We start from the raw sequence: 16802 nt of genomic DNA on the forward strand, positions 1-16802 counted from the left end.
TGACCTCAGGAGCGTTTGACGGTGATGGCGCCGCTGCTCGTGGTCAGGTCGAGCCGGTGCGGGCCGGACGGGTCGTTGGTGACGCCGATGTCCGTGCCGCCGCTGCCGGACTTCGTGGTGACCTGGTACGCCGCGTCCGGCACGGTGAGCGTGACGGCGCCGCTTTCGGCCTCAACCCGGACGTCCTGGGGCGAGGATGTGGCGAGTTCGACGGCACCACTGGAGGACTTGGCCTTGACGGGGCCGCCCTTGAGGCCGTGTCCGGTGATCGCGCCACTGGTGGACCGGATCGCGACCGTGCCGCTGATGTCGTTCAGGTCGATGGCTCCGGAGCTGGTCGCCACCTGCACCGCGCCGGTCCTGGACAGGGTGACCGCGCCGCTCGAGGTCTCCCCAGTCACCGGGATGCCCGCTGGCAGGTCGACGGTGTAGGCCACCGAGCAGTCATCGCCGCAGCCGCCGAGCACGAGGACACCGTTCTCGACGCGGTGTGTCGCCCCCTCCGGGCGGTCACCGTCGTACTCCACGTACCTGTGCAGGTCCACCTTGGTGGCGCCGTTCTTCCCGCGCAGGGTGACTGCGCCCGATCCGCTCTCCAGGCGTACGGAGGTGATCTTCTGCGACAGCGCGGTGTCGTCCTCGAAGTTCTTCCGCAACATGCCGCAAGCACTGAGCCCACCGACGGCAACGCCCGTCGTCGCGAGAGCGGCAAGCAGACGGATACGTGCACGCATATGAATATTTCCCACCCGTTTTTGAGGTCTTGTCAGCCGCCTCCTCACGGAGGCGTTCGACAAGGTTATGAGCCGGGTGAGGAGGGCAACCATGGGGTAAACCCCCGGGTCCGAGGTGCAGGCAGTGCCAAGTCTCGCTTCCGTCCGTGCCCCCGGGCGGTCGCGGCTCGCCGCGGTTCACTTCTCGGTGAAGATGATCTCTTCCGGCTGGTGGGTCATCTTCACGGTGCGGCCGTTGGTGACCTCGATGACGTGCTGCAGGCCGGTGATGGGCTTCGAGGACTCGGACTGGATGCGGAACTCGTCCGCGGCGCCGCCGAGGAAGGCGGGGAAGCAGGCCACCGACGGGTCCGCCGGGTTGAGCTCCAGGTAGTCCTTCAGCCGGCGGAACAGCTTGGGGAGGATGACCGCCCCGCCGTCGGCCGTGAGCGAGGACATTCCCGTGACCTCGAACCCCTTCGTGGTCACGTCGGCGTCGTCGGCCCAGACGCCGGCCTTTGCCGCCCTCGCCGTCTGGGCGGCGGCGCTGAGGACGTCGCGCAGATGGGCGGGCAGGCCCGCGTAGAAGGTGGGGTAGGCCAGGCCGAGCGAGAGCAGGTGGTAGTTCGCGGTGTTCCTCAGCAGCTCGTCGCCGACGCCGATCTCGTAGCCGCTGTAGGCCGGCGGGACGTGGCGGCCGACGAAGGCCACGCAACGGCCGAAGACGTCGGTGCCGCGCGTGAGGATGAAGCCGGGCACGCTGGCGGGGCTGGTGGTGACGGTCTCGTCGTCGTGGCGCTCGACGGTGGTGAAACCGAGCCACTTCAGCAGTTCGTCCGCGGCCTGGTGCGCGAGCTTCAGCGGCTGGTGCTGCACGGACGGCTTCTGGCCGTAGTGGGTCTCCAGCGCGTCGATGCCTTCCAGCCGGATGTCGGCGTGGCCGTCCGCCCCGGGAAGGATCTTCTTGTTCCCGGGGACGAGTTTCCACTCGGCCACGTCGTCCGGGACGAACGGGACGGTGTCGCCGTCCGGCTTGGCCCTGTCCGACACCTTGAACGAGCCTCTGATCAGCAGCATCGACATGGCGACTCCCACGGCAGTCATCACTGTGCGTCCGGCTGTCACTAACGGTACACAGCCGGGTGCGGTGCCGTGGGCGTCCCGCGCCCGGATCCCGCCCGGATCCCGCCCGGTTGGCGGCCGGGCGGGATCCGGGCGGCGAGAGCGCCGGCGTCAGCAGTACCGCGTCGCGGTTGCCGGTTACACGCCCCAGGCCTTCCAGTAGATCTGGGGCTTCTTCACCAGGTAGGAGCCGTAGGAGGAGCAGTAGGCGTACGCGGTGGTTCCGGCGTAGGTGGTCGCGGTATAGGCCCACTTGCCATTCGTGCACAGGGCACGTGCCTCGAAGGATCCGCCGCCGGTGCACTTGATGCCGGCGGTCCGGTCATCGCTCCACGTCACCTTGCAGGACGGGCGCGCTTTGGCGCTTTCGGCGGCCGAGGCAGGAGCCGACAGGGCTCCCAGGCCGAGGGCTGCGAGGGTGCCCGTGGTGGCCAGGGCGGCGCCGAGCTTGCGTACACGCATTGCGTTTACCTTTCCCCGTTCCGAAGTGCGCCGGCTGTCCGGCGCACGACAAAAGCTAGGGGAAGCAAGTGAGCCGGGAATCAAACCCTGAGTTGAATGTGCTCCTGCAACTCAGGGGGCAGCCTCGGCGCGTCGTCTCCACCCGCCGCAGTAGCGACCGCCGGCCGCGGTCGCGGGCCGTTGAGGCGCTCGCTACCCGTACGCGGCGGCCGCAGCATGGACGAACGAGCGGATCAGGGGGTTCGCGTCGCCCGCCTTCCAGACCGCCACCACGCGGCTCGGTGGCATGTCGAGCAGTGGCACCACAGTGAGTCCTTCCGTCGGCTCGTGGTCCAGGGGAGTCATGCCGACCGTGCCGTTCCAGAGAACGACTTGCCGGCATTCGTGGATGGCGCGCACCACAGGGCCCTCGCGCGCCTCCCCGCCGTTCCAGTACGCCTGCCAGAGGGGATCGGTACCTTCCGGGAACAGGAACCAGCGACGGCCGGCCAGATCGGCCAGCTTCAGGCTGTCACGGCGCGCCAGCGGATCGTCGGCGCGCAGTAGCGCGCCCACCGGGTCGGCGCCCAGTTCGTGCACGGTCAGGCCGGTCTCGTCGAACGGTCCGCGGGTCAGGGCGACGTCGACCAGTCCGGCGCGCAGCCCGCAGGTGGGATCGGTCAGGTCGGTCTCGCGGATGCGGACCTCGACGCCCGGGTGCCGCCGCCGGTAGGCGCCGGCCAGCCGGGTCATGCCCGGGCCGGTGCTGCCGCCCAGGACGCCGACGGTGAGGGTCGCGGCCCCGGCCGCCGCGGCCACGCGTGCGCGTACCCGCTCGGCGTGGCCGAGCAGGGCGCGCGCCTCGTCGAGCAGGACCGCCCCCACAGCGGTGAGCGTGACACCGGCCGAGGACCGGTCGAACAGCGTGGCACCGACCTCGGTCTCCAGCTGCTTGATCGCCCGGCTCAGCGGTGGCTGGCTCATGTGCAGCCGGGCGGCGGCCCGGCCGAAGTGGAGTTCCTCGGCGACCGCCACGAAATAGCGCAACGTCCGTAGCTCCATGGCGCGCCACGATACCCGTACGGTATTGACGTCACGGAATGGGTCTTGGACAGCCGTAGCGCCCCGGCAGTGGAATTGCGGCATGACCGACGAGCCGAAGGCCGATGAGCCGATGACAGATCCTGATAGAGCCACTGCCGTAGCCCCTCCCGTAACCGCCGCCGTATCGGTGGTCGGTCCGGGCGACGGCGAGACGATCGTCCTGGGCACCACGCGGCTGCGCGTCCTCGAAGACGGCAGCAACACCGGGCACCGCCTCGGGATCGCCGAATCCGTCCTCGCCCCGCACACGCCCGGACCACCGCAGCACCGGCACGCTCAGCACGACGAGGGCTTCTACGTCATCTCCGGCACGGTGCGGTTCACGGTCGGAAGGAAGGACTACGACGCGACCGCGGGAACGCTCGTGATGGTTCCGCCCGGCGCGCCGCACACGTTCGCCAATGTGACCGACCAACCGGCCGTCATGCTCAGCACTTTCACGCCGGACCTCTACGTGCAGTACTTCCGGGACCTGCAGGACATGATTGCCGGTGGCCGGGCGCCGACCCCGCAGGCGAGCATCCGGACGATGAGCCGTTATGCCACCGAGCCCGCCACCGAATTCGCCGAGCAGCCGGAAGGATGACGCCCCTCCTGTAATCCGTAACCCGTAACCCGCACCGGGGCGAGGCCTCTCGCAGCGTGCGGGGCCGTGACTCAGACCAGTTCGGGTTGCGGTTCCGGTTCCGGTTGCGGTGCCGGTGCGGCCTTCGGCTCCCGCGGTCCGGTGGTTCGTACGTAGCCGTAGACCACGGAGCCCATCGCCAGAAGGAGAAGCGGTCCGGACACCCACGGGTGCCGGGCCATCTCCACCGGCAGAAAGCGGTACGACACCAAGAGCGCAGCGAAGACCGTGGTGCCGTAAGCGACCAGCTGGATTCCGGGCCGGTCCCAGCCGCGGTCGAGCGAGCGCAGAGCCGCCTCGATCGTGAGCGCGAACACCACGCCGGCAACGAGGTCCACGCCGTAGTGGTAGCCGAAGCCCAGTGTCGCGGTGAGCGTGGCAACCAGCCAGAAGGCCCCCGCGTAGCGCAGCAGGCGCGGGCCCTTGCGGGAATGAATGAAGATCGCGGTGGCCCATGCGGTGTGCAGGCTGGGCATGCAGTTGCGGGGGGTGAGCCCGTCGTACGGGACCGGGTGCGGGATGCCGATCGACGGCGGTGTGTGGGGCCACAGGTCGGCCACTGCCCACTGCACCCCGCCCGTGCCGGAGGCGCCCGGGCCGAAGGCGAAGACCGGTCCGACCACCGGGAAGATCATGTAGATGGCCGGCCCGAGGAGGCCGATCACCAGGAAGGTCCGCACCAGATGGTGGCGGGGGAAGCGCCGCTCGGCGGCGACGTTGCGCAGCTGGTACAGCGCGACGACGACCGCGGCCACCGCGAGCTGGGCGTAGACCACGTCGAGAAGATGGGTGCCGACCGGGCCGGTGGCCCTGAGCGCCCGGCCCACCAGCCACGACGGGTTGCCGAGCGCGTGATCGGCGGTCGCCACGTACTGGTCGAGCACCGTCGTGCGGGTTTTCGCCGTGATGAGCAGCCAGGTGTCGCCGGTCTTGCGGCCGGCCACCAGCAGCAGGCCCAGGCCGACGCCCTTCAGGAGCAGGGTGCGTTCGCGGCCGGTGCGGCGGGTGACGGCGATGACCGCACAGCCCAGCATCACCCACAACGCGCCGTTGCCGAAGAAGTGGCCGTCGGGCACCTCGGCACCGACCGCCCACCGCACCAGCACGAAGACGACGTCGATGCCGATCGCGGCACCGGCCGCGATGAACCGCTGCCGCCAGGTGAGCACCACCATCATCAACGCGAGGCCGCCGTACAGCGGCCCCGGTTTGGGGGCGAATATCACCTCTCGTGCCTGGTTGGTGATCGGACCCGGCACGCCGCCGTAGTGGCGCGCGGTGATCTCCAGTGCGATGAGGAATCCCAGGGTCACCACGCCCGCCGTGGCCCAGAGGATCGCCCGTGGCCGGCGCCATTCGGCGAACTTAATCCTGCACTTTATTCGCGAAAACACCCGCCGTATTATATGCATCAATTATTTTGCCCGATTTGTTGAGAGGGCGGCCGAGGAGATCACCCTCCGTGTCGGCGAGCCGGGGCCCGGCGGGTGCCCGCCGGGCCCCGGCATCGGTTGGATGACCGATGTGCGGGAACCCCGTCCCGGGGCACAGTGATCCCGCTTCCCGGCCGGTTCCGTGGAAGCCCTGTCAGCAGCCTTCAGCAGATCGGACATCGCTGTGCCCGGCACCCCCGCAGATCTCGTCTTCGTCAACGGCTCGGTCCTCACCGCCGACTCCCGCTTCACCGTCGCCTCCGCCCTGGCGGTCACCGGCGGCCTCGTCAGCGCGGTCGGCGACCGCGCCGAGGTCATGGCCCACGCCGGCCCCGCCACCCGGATCGTCGACCTCGACGGCGGAACGCTCCTCCCCGGCATCAACGACTCGCACCTGCACGGCTGCGCCTTCGGCCTGACCATGCCCCCGCTGTCCGTCGACGTCTCGCACCCCGCCGTCCGGTCGCTGGCCGACGTGGCCGAAGCCGTGCGGAAGGCGGCCGGGACGACCCCGGCGGGGGAGTGGATCAGCGGGCACGGGTGGGACCTGGGCTACCTCGCCGAGTGCGTCGCCGACCCCTCACGGCTTCCCACCCGGCACGACCTGGACGCCGTCAGCCCGCACCACCCCGTCCTGCTGTACTCCGCCACCGGCCACGCCACCTGGGTCAACTCCATGGCGCTCGCGCGGGCCGGAGTCGACCGGAACACCCCCGCCCCGCCCGGGTCGGTCATTGTCACCGACGCGGCCGGCGAACCCACCGGCCTCCTCCAGGAAGGCGCCCAGGACCTCGTCCACCGCGCGCTGCCCGCCCTCTCCCCGGAAGTGCGCGCCGACGCGATCCGCGCCACCCTGCGCACCCTGGCCCGGCTCGGCATCACCAGTTACACCGAGCCCGGCCTCGGGCCGGGCGGCGACGCCCTGATGCGCGGAGCCCTCTCCCACAACACCCTCGACGTCTACCGGCGCCTGCTCGCCGACGGCGAACTCACCGCACGGGTCGGCGTCCTGCTGCTGCCGGCGGGGATGGCCGGCACGGCCGAGGAGTTCGTACGGGTGCTGGCGGCCATGGACGAGCCGCCGTCCGCCGACCCCCGCCGGCTCGCCGTCCTCGGCGTGAAGCTGTTCGCCGACGGCATCCCGGTCAACAAGACGGCGTGGATGCACGAACCGTACGTCGGCGGCGGCTGCGGCTCGCTGTGCGTCGGCGGGGACACCGACGACGAACGCGTCGCCCAGATCACGGAGATGATCCGGTACACCCACGCCGCCGGATACCAGGCCGGCGTCCACGTCACCGGGGACCGGGCCATCGACACCGTCGTCGACGCCTTCGCCGCGGCCGCCGCGGCCCACCCCCGGCCCGACACCCGGCACTACGTCATCCACGGCGACTTCCTCACCGCCCGCAGCATGCGGACGCTGGCGCGGCACGGCTTCGGCGTCAACATGAACCCCACCATCAAGTGGAACGTCGCCGACCTCGAAGAGGAGTTCGTCGGCCCGCAGCGGGCCGCGTACGAGTGGCCCTACCGGGACGCCATCGACGCCGGCGTGACCGTCACCAGCGGCTCCGACGCCCCCGTCACCCTCCCCGACTGGCGCCAGGGCCTCTCCACGATGATGCTGCGCGAGTCCCGGGCCAGCGGCCGCGTCAGCGGACCCGGCCAGCGCATCCGGCTCGCGGAGGCCCTCCGCACCTACACCTCCGACGCGGCCTGGCAGGACTTCGCCGAGGACTGGAAGGGCACGCTGGAGGTGGGCAAGGTCGCCGACGTGTGCGTGCTCGCGGGCGACCTGCTGACGGCCGACCCGCACGACATTCCCGCCATGCCCGTGGTGTTCACCGCCGTCGGCGGCGAAGTCGTGCACGACGAACTGACCGTTTGACGCCCGGACACGGACGTTTGACGCCCGGACGACGGATGATCATTCTGACCGGATGGAAGCCGAGCAGACGCCCATGACAGCGCAGCCGGGCACGACGGACGTCCGGAACACGACGGACGTCCTGAGCGCGGCCCTGGACGTGCGCGAGGCCGCGCGCCGTGCCGTACGCGGAAAGGACGGCGCCGACGCCGTCCTGACCGCCCTGTCCGCGGTGATCGACCACGACCACGCGTCCCTGTCCCGGTGGGACCCGCTGCGCCACCGCCACGTCACCTTGGCCGGCAGCTACCCGGCGGGCCCCGCCCGCTACATCGAGACCCGTCTGCAGGACGACCCGGGCTTCGCCCTCATCCGGCACTCGCCGGAGGCCACGAGCTGGTGGAACGACGTGCCCGCTCCGGTGCGGGAGGCATCCACCGGGTTCCAGGAGGTCCTGGAGCCCCTGGGCGTCCGGGACGGCGTGGCGCAGTGCCTGTTCTCGGCGGACGGCAGGTACGTGGGCATCCTCAACGTCAGCACCACGCGGGCACGGTGCGACCAGCCGGTCGTCCGGTCGGTGATGGCGCTGCTGGGCGAGTGCCTCGCGGCCGTCGCCGACCCGCTGGCCGGGCACCGGTCCCCGGGACCCGGAGCCGGCGGTCACACCTGTGTCGTGCTCCTGCCGGACGCCGAGGAGCCCGAGGGCGCACCTCCGGTCATGGTGAGCGGGGAGCCGCTGCCCGGCCTCACCGAGGCCGGCTCCCCGCTCGCGGCCCTGCTGCGGAGGACGGCCGGAGGGCGGGCGCTGCCGGCCACCGTGCTGGTGCCGTACCGGCAGCGGATGCTCGAACTGCACCTGAGCCGCCGGGGGGACCGCACGGTCGCCGTGTGCCGTACCGTCGCGCGCCCCGCAGCGCTCTCCCCGCGCGAGCTGGAGGTGCTGGCGGAACTCACCCGGGGCCGGACCAACCGGGAGATCGCCGACCGCCTGTACGTCAGCCCCCGCACCGTCGCCACCCACATCGAGCACATCCTCGCCAAACTCGGCGTCCCCAACCGCGTGGCCGCCGCGGGACGAGCCGTCGCCTGGGGCCTCGAACCGGCTCCTTGACCGGCGCCGAGCAGGAGCTGCGGCGTCCCCCTCGGCTGCTCGCAAAGGAGCTGCGGCGTCCCCCTCGGTCTCCTCGCAGTGGCGCACGGTGCGCAAGGTAGAGTTTCACGTCGCTGTCCCGGGGCCGATGGCGCCCCCGGCGAAGATCCGATTGCGGGGCCGTCCGCGGGTGCCGACCCGGCTCCTCCGCGACCTCCCGCACGCCCCGGCCCGCCGCGTGGGCGTGCCCGAGCACGACAGGTTCCGTTCCCTTTGTCTTCTGCTGCGTCCGCCGCGTCCCCGGCCGTGTACCTGCGCCGTCTCAAGCCCGGCTGGCTGCGTGACCCGAAGGTCTGGCGCACCGAGGTGCTGGCCGGTCTGGTCGTCGCCCTGGCGCTGATCCCCGAGGCGATCTCGTTCTCGGTCATCACCGGCGTCGATCCCGCGATCGGGCTGTTCACCTCCTTCACCATGGCAGTGACCATCGCCGTCGTCGGCGGCCGCCGGGCCATGGTCTCCGCCGCGACCGGTGCCGTCGCCCTGGTCATCGCCCCGCTCAACCGCGAGCACGGCATGGGCTACCTGCTGGCCGGCGTCATCCTCGCCGGCGTCTTCCAGATCGCGCTCGGTGCGCTCGGCGTGGCGAAGCTGATGCGGTTCGTCCCCCGGTCGGTGATGGTCGGCTTCGTCAACGCGCTCGCCATCCTCGTCTTCATGGCCCAGGTGCCCGAGATGCGGAACGTGCCGTGGCCCGTCTACCCGCTGATCCTCGGCGGGCTGGTGCTGCTCGTGCTCCTGCCGAGGATCTCCACCGTCGTGCCGGCCCCGCTGGTCTCCGTCGTCGTCCTGACCCTCATCACCGTGGGCGCGGGCATCGCGGTGCCGACCGTGGGCGACAAGGGCGAGCTGCCGTCCTCTCTGCCCGTGCCGGGTCTGCCGGACGTGCCCCTCACGCTCGACACGCTGACCACCGTCGCCCCGTACGCCTTCGCCACGGCGCTCGTCGGGCTGATGGAGTCGCTGATGACGGCCAAGCTCGTCGACGACATCACCGACACGCGCTCCTCCAAGACCCGCGAGTCCATCGGCCAGGGCATCGCCAACATCGTCACCGGCTTCTTCGGCGGCATGGGCGGCTGTGCCGTCATCGGCCAGACGATGATCAACGTCAAGGTCTCCGGCGCCCGCACCCGCCTGTCGACCTTCCTGGCCGGCGCGTTCCTGCTGGTGCTGTGCGTCGCCTTCGGCCCGGTCGTCTCCGAGATCCCCATGGCCGCCCTCGTCGCCGTCATGATCATGGTGTCGTTCGCGGCCTTCGACTGGCACTCCATCGCCCCGAAGACCCTCAAGCGGATGCCCGCCGGGGAAATCGTGGTCATGCTCACCACCGTGGTCTGCGTGGTCGCCACGCACAACCTCGCCGTCGGTGTCGTCGTCGGCTCCGTCACCGCCATGGTCATCTTCGCCAAGCGCGTCGCCACCGTCGTCGAGGTCACGGCCGTCACCGAGCCCGACGGCTCGACCGTCGTCTACCGGGTCACGGGAGAGCTGTTCTTCGCCTCCTCCAACGACCTCGTCGGCCGGTTCGACTACGCCACCGACCCCGGCAGGGTCGTCATCGACCTCTCCGCCGCGCACATCTGGGACGCCTCCTCCGTGGCCGCCCTCGACGCGATCGAGACCAAGTACGCCCAGCGCGGCAAGACCGTCGAGATCACCGGCCTCAACCACCCCAGCGCGCACCTCCACGGCAAGCTCACCGGCGAACTCACCCCCGGAAGCTGAGCGCCGCCCCGCATACCCGCGCGTCGCCGGCCTCCTTTCGCTACTCGCTGCTCGCCGGCGGCGGTGACCCGGCCGGTGTTCTCTCCCTCGACGCCGACCTCGATGCCGACATGATCCAGGCAGCGCTGTATCGATTCACTTCGATGCAAGGCTGTGTCCGTGGATCGATGGATGTCAACATAGAGGCATGTCGAATCAGGAATTCGTGGTGCTCGGGCAGGACGGCCCCGACGGGTGCTGTCCGGGTCTGCTGACCGCACCGCTGGCCGAGGAGCAGGCGGCGGAGCTGGCCAGGGTCTTCAAAGCCCTGGGCGATCCGGTGCGGCTGCGGCTGCTGTCGATGATCGCCAGCCGGGCGGGCGGCGAGGTGTGCGTCTGCGATCTGACGCCGGCGTTCGACCTGTCGCAGCCGACGATCTCCCACCACCTCAAGCTGCTGCGGGAAGCCGGGTTGATCGCCTCCGAGCGGCGTGGGACGTGGGTGTACTACCGGCTGCTGCCGGAGATGACCGACAAGCTCGCCGCCATTCTGACGCGCCCGGCCGGACAGCCGCTCCCCGAGCCGGCCGAGGCCCCCGCGTGACCGGCCCGGCCACCGCCCCGCCGGCGGCCCGGCTGACGTTCCTCGACCGCTACCTGGCCGTGTGGATCCTGCTCGCCATGGGCGCCAGCCTCGGGCTGGGCCGCCTCGTCCCCGGCCTGGGGGACGCGCTGGCGAAGGTGACCGTCACCGGCGTCTCGCTGCCGATCGCGCTCGGCCTGCTGGTGATGATGTACCCGGTGCTGGCCAAGGTCCGCTACGACCGCCTCGGCACCGTCACCCGCGACCGGCGGCTCCTGGTCCCGTCGCTGCTGCTCAACTGGGTCGCCGGCCCGGCGGTCATGTTCGCGCTGGCCTGGCTGTTCCTGCCGGACCTGCCCGAGTACCGCACGGGACTGATCATCGTGGGCCTGGCGCGCTGCATCGCCATGGTCGTCATCTGGAACGACCTCGCCTGCGGCGACCGCGAAGCCGCCGCCGTCCTCGTGGCGCTCAACAGCGTCTTCCAGGTGATCGCCTTCGCCGGCCTCGGCTGGTTCTACCTCTCGTTCCTGCCCGGCCGGCTGGGCCTGGAGCAGACCGCCCTCGACGTCTCCGTGTGGGAGATCGCCCGCTCGGTCCTGATCTTCCTCGGCGTCCCCCTCGCCGCCGGCTACCTCACCCGCCGCCTCGGCGAGCGGGTCAAGGGGCGCACCTGGTACGAGACGAGGCTGATCCCCCGCATCGGGCCGTTCGCGCTGTACGGGCTGCTGTTCACGATCGTCGTGCTCTTCGCGCTCCAGGGCGACGCGATCACCTCGCAGCCGTTCGACGTCGCCCGGATCGCGCTGCCGCTGCTGGTCTACTTCGCCGTGATGTGGGCCGGCTCCATGGCGCTCGGGCGCGCGGCCGGGCTGGACCACGCCCGGGCCACGACGCTGGCGTTCACCGCCGCGGGCAACAACTTCGAGCTGGCCATCGCCGTCGCCATCGCCACCTTCGGCGCCACGAGCGGCCAGGCCCTGGCCGGGGTCGTCGGCCCGCTCATCGAGGTGCCCGTCCTCATCGGCCTCGTCCACGTCGCGCTGGCCGCCCGCCGCCACTTCCCCCCACCCGGCGCCGCCCTGCCGGCCACCCCCTCGGAAGGTTCCGCCCGTGTCTGAGACCCGCAAGCCCTCGGTGCTGTTCGTGTGCGTCCACAACGCCGGACGCTCCCAGATGGGCGCCGCGTTCCTCTCCCACCTCGGCGCGGGCCGCGTCGAGGTCCGCTCCGCCGGCTCCGCGCCCGCCGAGACGGTCAACCCGGCCGTCGTGGAAGCCATGCGGGAGGCCGGCATCGACATCTCCGCCGAGACCCCCAAGGTCCTCACCACCGAGGCCGTGCGGTCCTCGGACGTGGTGATCACCATGGGCTGCGGTGACGCCTGCCCGGTCTTCCCCGGCAAGCGGTACCTGGACTGGAAGCTCACCGACCCCGCCGGGCAGGGCGTCGACGCCGTCCGCCCGATCCGCGACGAGATCGAGCAGCGCGTCCGCGCGCTCCTCGCCGACCTCGGAGTGGAGGCCGGCGCCCGACGCCCTGATGCCTCGATGCCCTGATGTCCTGATGCCCTGGTGTCCCGAGGCCCGGCCGGCGAAGGGATGCGTGCCCCACACAGAAAAGCGAAGCGTCATGCTTTCTTGTGAAGTGGAAGGCCCTGGGGGTCGGTGCCTGTCGCCCGGGCAGGCGAGTGGCAAGGCCGTCCGCCGCTCACGCGAACGGCTGTGACCTGGGAGGTCACCGGCACGCACCACGCGCTGCGGGCGGCGTGGTCCGTCACAAGGAGGTGGAGGGGCATGGCCACAGATCCCTCAACGGGACTGCAGGGCATCGATCCGGGCGTCTGGAAGCAACTGGCCCAGGCCGTCAACGAGTACCAGAAGGGCAGCGGTCCCTGCACGACGGCCGAGGAGCTGAAGCAGCACTACATCGCGGAAGCCCAGCGCTTCGAGGACCAGGGGGTGGCACCTCCCGAGGCCACGCAGAGCCTTTCCGGCGAGACCGGCAAGTGGGATCCCTGGGAGATCAGGGTCATCGGCCCCGTCAGCGTCTACGGAGGCATCGAGTTCTCCGGCGGCGAGAACTGGGTCGCCCGCGCGGAGGCGGGCATCAAGCTCTCCGGCAAGGTGATCTGGTCCGAGGGCTTCAACCTCAACTCCAAGATGAACAGCATCAACTGGGAGAAGAGCCTCGGGGTCGTCTGGGGCAAGCTGAGCGTGGGAATCCACGGCGACGACAAGTGCCTGACCGTCAGCGGCGAGGGCTGCTACTGGTGGGGTAAGTGGCACTGCGCCAGCTTCAACGAAACCCTCGGTTGTTTCGCCTGACACCACGCGATGCACCGGCCGGGCCGGACACCGTGCCGGCCCGGCCGGTCCACGCCGCGAGCCCCTACGGCAGACACCCCTGCGCCTGCCTACGACCGGCGCCGCGCGTCGTACAGTTCCCCGATGCCCTCGGCGAAACCGATCGGTGGGACGAAGCCCAGGTCCCGCTTGGCCGCGGCGATGTCGAACCAGTGGGGGCTGGTGAGTTCGGCCACCAGGAAGCGGCTGAGCCGGTGCGTCCCGGTGCGGCGCAGAACCGGCGTCAGCACGTCGCACGCCGTGGCCGCGGCACGGACCGCCCCGGTGGGCAGGGTGTGCCACGTGGCTGCCACCCCGGCGGCCGCCAGCAGCAGGGTGACGAACGTGCGCAGCGGCCGCGGTTCGTCCTGGCTGATGAAGTAGGCGCGGCCGCCGGGCATCCGGCGGTGGTGGAGGCGGTCGAGGGCCAGCAGGTGGGCGTGGGCCGCGGTGCGCACGTGCGTGGTGTCGAGGAGGTGCGTGCCGTCGCCCGGCATGAAGAGGTGGCGGCCGATCGCCGCGCGCAGGAGCGCGGGCAGGAAGTGCGGGTCTTCCGGTCCCCAGATGATGTGGGGGCGCAGGACACAGGTGGCCGTCCGGGGGCCGTCGGCGGCCAGGACGAGCTGTTCGGAGCGGGCCTTGGTGCGGGGGTAGGCGGCGAGGTGACGCCCGGGGTAGGGGGTGCTCTCGTCGGCGTGGTGGAGGCCGCCCGGGCGGAAGACCACGCTGGCGGTGGAGGTGTGGACGAGCGTGGGTATGTGGTGGGTCCGGCATGCGGCGAGGACGTTGCGGGTGCCGTCGACGTTGGTCGTCCAGTACGGGCCGGGCGGGCCGGCGACACCGGTGAGGGCAGCGGTGTGGACGACCGCGTCGCAGGCGGCGACCGCCCGTGCGACGGCCACCGGGTCGGCGAGGTCGCCCTGGTGCTGACGGACACCGAGGCGGGCGAGCGCGGTGCTGGGGCGGCGGGCGAGGCTGTGGGTCTCGGTGCCCCGGGCGATGAGCAGGCGGCAGATCTCGCGGCCGAGGAAGCCGCTGCCGCCGGTGACGAGAACATGGTCAGGCCCCGTCATCGTCCCTCGTCCGTTCTCCGGCCGGCCGCCCGTTCCCCGCCCGCTGCCCGTTCCTCGCCGGCTTCCCGCTCCTTGCCCGCTGCTGCGCCAGCTGCCCGCCCTCCCCTCGTACGCCGCAGGCGCCGTGCCGCCCACACGGCCACGCGCGCCCGGTCGGTCTTCGAGTTGTGGCGGATGTCGGTGGGAAAGCCCGGGTGGAGCAGGACGGCATCGACGCGGGCGCCGTCCGGATGCCGGTCCAAGGCGTCCCGTAGGGCCCGGAGCAGTTCTTGCCGCCGCCGGCGCCCTCCCGGCCGTTCCGGTTCGGCGCACAGCACGGCCCGCTGCCGTCCGGGCGGGCCGACGCCCACCAGGGCTGTGCGCCGTACGCCCGGCACCGTTTCGGTGGCCGCTTCGATGTCCTCCGTGGTGAGGGTGAAACCGTCGCCGGTGACGCGCTGGGCCTTGCGTCCGTGGAACCACAGGCGGCCCGACGCGTCGAGCCGGCCCATGTCGCCGGTGCGGTGCAGCAGACCGCAGCCGGCCGGGGACTTGGCGGCGGCGGTGGCGCCGGGCCGGGCGTGGTACGCGGGGCTGACGTTGGGGCCGGCGACGGCGATCTCCCCGACGCCCGCGGAATCGGAATCGGGCTCGTGCCCGGCGTCGAGGATGCGGACGTGGACGCCGGGGACCGGCCTGCCCAGGCACGTCCCCGGCCGCGGACCGGCAGCGGTCGCCCGCAGGTGTTGCGCCTCCGGTGCGGTGATGGCGCTGACGGGCAGGCACTCGGTGGCGCCGTAGACGCTGAGCACCTCGGCGTGCGGGCTGAGCACCTGCGCGAGGGCCGCGGCGAGCCCGGGGCGCAGGGCCGCACCGAAGGACACGACGCGCTCGACGGAGGGCAGGGACACCTGTTGGCGTGCGCAGTGGCCGGCCAGGAGCCGCAGGACGGCGGGGGAGGCGGCGACGACGGACGCCCGGTGGGTGAGCAGGGGCCGCAGGATGCGCTCGGGCCGGGTGCGGGCAGGGGCAAGGTGGTTGACGGCCGGGGCGAGCGTCGTCAGGCCGAGCGCGGGGCCGAGCAGGACGACCGGCAGGAAGCCGGACAGCAGGACGCCCCCGGCCGTTCCGCACAGGAGCGGGGCCAGGGCGTCCACCTGTGCCGCCAGGGTCGCGTACCGGTACTCCGCGCCCTTGGGCACGCCCGTGGAACCGGAGGTGAACGCGATCATCGCGAGGTCCTCCGCGGGCGGTTCCCCGGCCGTGGCGAACGGTCCGCCTCCGGGCGGGACGACCGCGGTGAGCGGCCGCCCGCATCCCGGCAGCCGGCCGCCCGTCAGCAGGGGTACCCGTACGTGCCCCCGGCCCCACCCCAGGGCCCGGCGCCCCGCATGGGCCAGGGGCTCTCCCACGAAGACGTGCGGCGCGACTTCGCCGAGGCACTGGTGCAGGTGCCCGCGAGGCAGTCGCGGCTCCACCAGGACGGGGACCGCGCCGAGGGCCAGCAGGGCGTAGACGACGGTGACGAAGTCGTACGGGTCGCGCGTCATCGTGACGGCCTTGTGCCCGCGGCGGACCCCGGCTGCGCGCAGGGCTTCGGTCATGGCGTGCACGCGCTGGGAGAGGTGGCCGTAGGTGATCCCGGGGCCGCCGCGGTGGCCCCGGACCAGCGCGACGGCGTCCGGGGCGTCCCGGGCCCGGTTCTGGACGCGGGTGAAGAGACCCGGGGTACTCAACGGCCCTCCGTCTCCAGCAGGAACGCGCGCAGGTCGTGGACCAGGGGACCGGCCGCGTCCTCCATCACGTAGTGGCCCGCGTCGTAGCGGTGGACGCGGGCGCCGGGGAAGCGCTTGCGCCAGGCGTCCAGGACGAGCGGCGTGAAGACCGGGTCGTGCAGCCCCCAGCCGAGGAACACCGGCAACCCCTCCAGGTCTGCGAGGCCGTTCTGTCCGCCGGCAGCGTGCAGCAGGGTCCAAGCGGGGTCGTGTGCGTCGCGCGGGATGGAGCGGACGTAGGCGACGACGGCCCTGCGGTCGCGCAGGCGCGCGTACGGCAGGAGCAGGGCGCGCCGCTCGGCCGAGGCGATGGGCCGGACGACGCCGAGGCGGGCCACGGCGTGCGGGAAGGCTCCCGTCAGGTGGACGAGGGCGGCGACGGGGGCGTGGTCGCGGATCCAGCGGAGGTAGAAGGGCAGGCGGTAGCCGGGCGGCCAGGGAAAGGCGATGGTGTTGAGGACCACGAGCCGGGTCACGACGCCGGGCCGGCGCAGGGCCCAGGCGACGCCGAGCGGTCCTCCCCAGTCGTGCATCACGAGTGTCCAGCCGCTGCCGGGGAGGCCCCGGTCGGTGGTGAGGTGGGCGAAGAGGTCGTCGAGGGCGTCGAGTTGGCCCGTGTAGCGGTCGAGGGGGCTGCCGGGCACGGGCGGCCGGGGCGAGAGGCCCAGACCGGGGAGGTCGGGGGCGAGGCAGCGCACGTGCGGCGAGAGGACCGGGAAGAAGTGCCGCCAGACGTAGCTCCAGGACGGGTTGCCGTGGAGGAACAGCACGGGGGAGCCGGTGCCGGTGTCGACGTAGTGCTGGCCGGTGGCGGGGACCCGGTGCCAGTGCCGGGGGCCGGGGTAGCCGGGCAGCAGGGCGGGGGGCACGGCGGGGCCGGGGCGTGT

Annotated in this window: 16 protein-coding genes; 8 read left to right on the plus strand and 8 right to left on the minus strand. The window is 72.0% G+C overall.

Going from position 1 to position 16802, the window contains the following annotated elements; translation table 11 throughout:
* Positions 1 to 5: 5 nt before the first annotated feature.
* The 4 genes from ACFZCD_RS03090 to ACFZCD_RS03105 form a co-directional block, all read right to left on the minus strand.
* The gene (locus ACFZCD_RS03090; RefSeq protein ID WP_391827257.1) at positions 6 to 659 is read right to left on the minus strand and encodes a DUF4097 family beta strand repeat-containing protein; all 654 of its coding nucleotides are present in this window, start codon (positions 657 to 659) and stop codon (positions 6 to 8) included.
* A 252-nt stretch (positions 660 to 911) separates the two neighbouring features.
* Complete coding sequence (locus ACFZCD_RS03095; RefSeq protein ID WP_391827259.1) at positions 912 to 1817, minus strand: nuclease; 906 nt, start codon at positions 1815 to 1817, stop codon at positions 912 to 914.
* 156 nt (positions 1818 to 1973) lie between these two features.
* Entirely contained in the window at positions 1974 to 2297 is a 324-nt protein-coding gene (locus tag ACFZCD_RS03100) for a hypothetical protein (protein WP_391827261.1), read from the minus strand.
* 192 nt (positions 2298 to 2489) lie between these two features.
* Positions 2490 to 3338 carry a LysR family transcriptional regulator gene (locus ACFZCD_RS03105; RefSeq protein WP_391827263.1) on the minus strand — a complete coding sequence of 283 codons (849 nt, stop codon included), beginning with the start codon at positions 3336 to 3338 and terminating at the stop codon, positions 2490 to 2492.
* 82 nt (positions 3339 to 3420) lie between these two features.
* Between ACFZCD_RS03105 and ACFZCD_RS03110 the strand changes: the two genes are divergently transcribed.
* Complete coding sequence (locus ACFZCD_RS03110; RefSeq protein ID WP_391827265.1) at positions 3421 to 3966, plus strand: cupin domain-containing protein; 546 nt, start codon at positions 3421 to 3423, stop codon at positions 3964 to 3966.
* Positions 3967 to 4037: 71 nt separating this feature from the next.
* Here ACFZCD_RS03110 and ACFZCD_RS03115 read toward each other — a convergent pair whose 3' ends face one another.
* Complete coding sequence (locus ACFZCD_RS03115) at positions 4038 to 5417, minus strand: phosphatase PAP2 family protein (RefSeq protein WP_391827267.1); 1380 nt, start codon at positions 5415 to 5417, stop codon at positions 4038 to 4040.
* A 205-nt stretch (positions 5418 to 5622) separates the two neighbouring features.
* On the opposite strand from ACFZCD_RS03115, the gene ACFZCD_RS03120 reads away from it, so the two are divergent.
* The 7 genes from ACFZCD_RS03120 (at position 5623) to ACFZCD_RS03150 (ending at position 13070) form a co-directional block, all read left to right on the plus strand.
* Positions 5623 to 7329, plus strand: a complete 1707-nt coding sequence (locus tag ACFZCD_RS03120) for an amidohydrolase (protein ID WP_391827268.1) — start codon at positions 5623 to 5625, stop codon at positions 7327 to 7329.
* Positions 7330 to 7402: 73 nt separating this feature from the next.
* Positions 7403 to 8419, plus strand: a complete 1017-nt coding sequence (locus ACFZCD_RS03125; RefSeq protein WP_391827270.1) for a LuxR C-terminal-related transcriptional regulator — start codon at positions 7403 to 7405, stop codon at positions 8417 to 8419.
* Between the two features lie 252 nt (positions 8420 to 8671).
* Entirely contained in the window at positions 8672 to 10183 is a 1512-nt protein-coding gene (locus ACFZCD_RS03130; protein ID WP_391827272.1) for a SulP family inorganic anion transporter, read from the plus strand.
* A gap of 187 nt (positions 10184 to 10370) precedes the next feature.
* Positions 10371 to 10766: an ArsR/SmtB family transcription factor gene (locus ACFZCD_RS03135; RefSeq protein ID WP_391827274.1), complete on the plus strand. Its 396-nt coding sequence runs from the start codon at positions 10371 to 10373 to the stop codon at positions 10764 to 10766.
* A gap of 77 nt (positions 10767 to 10843) precedes the next feature.
* A complete protein-coding gene (gene arsB, locus ACFZCD_RS03140) occupies positions 10844 to 11866 on the plus strand; it encodes an ACR3 family arsenite efflux transporter (protein ID WP_391827942.1) in 1023 nt (340 codons plus the stop codon).
* Positions 11859 to 12302: an arsenate reductase ArsC gene (locus tag ACFZCD_RS03145; RefSeq protein WP_391827276.1), complete on the plus strand. Its 444-nt coding sequence runs from the start codon at positions 11859 to 11861 to the stop codon at positions 12300 to 12302. The genes arsB and ACFZCD_RS03145 overlap by 8 nt, the downstream gene beginning before the upstream one ends.
* Positions 12303 to 12539: 237 nt before the next feature.
* Entirely contained in the window at positions 12540 to 13070 is a 531-nt protein-coding gene (locus ACFZCD_RS03150; RefSeq protein ID WP_391827278.1) for a hypothetical protein, read from the plus strand.
* Between the two features lie 89 nt (positions 13071 to 13159).
* On the opposite strand, the gene ACFZCD_RS03155 is transcribed toward ACFZCD_RS03150, so the two are convergent.
* The 3 genes from ACFZCD_RS03155 to ACFZCD_RS03165 are packed head-to-tail and all read right to left on the minus strand — an operon-like array spanning position 13160 to position 16784.
* Positions 13160 to 14161 (minus strand): NAD-dependent epimerase/dehydratase family protein, encoded by a 1002-nt coding sequence (locus tag ACFZCD_RS03155; RefSeq protein ID WP_391827280.1) that lies wholly within the window; start codon positions 14159 to 14161, stop codon positions 13160 to 13162.
* Positions 14158 to 15876, minus strand: a complete 1719-nt coding sequence (locus ACFZCD_RS03160) for an AMP-binding protein (protein ID WP_391827282.1) — start codon at positions 15874 to 15876, stop codon at positions 14158 to 14160. Before ACFZCD_RS03160 ends, ACFZCD_RS03155 begins: the two co-directional genes overlap by 4 nt.
* A complete protein-coding gene (locus ACFZCD_RS03165; protein ID WP_391827283.1) occupies positions 15873 to 16784 on the minus strand; it encodes an alpha/beta fold hydrolase in 912 nt (303 codons plus the stop codon). Before ACFZCD_RS03165 ends, ACFZCD_RS03160 begins: the two co-directional genes overlap by 4 nt.
* Between the last annotated feature and the right edge of the window lie 18 nt (positions 16785 to 16802).

Origin of the sequence: Streptomyces sp. NPDC008001 (assembly GCF_042958085.1) — a bacterium.
In the GTDB taxonomy this organism is placed as follows: Bacteria; Actinomycetota; Actinomycetes; order Streptomycetales; family Streptomycetaceae; genus Streptomyces.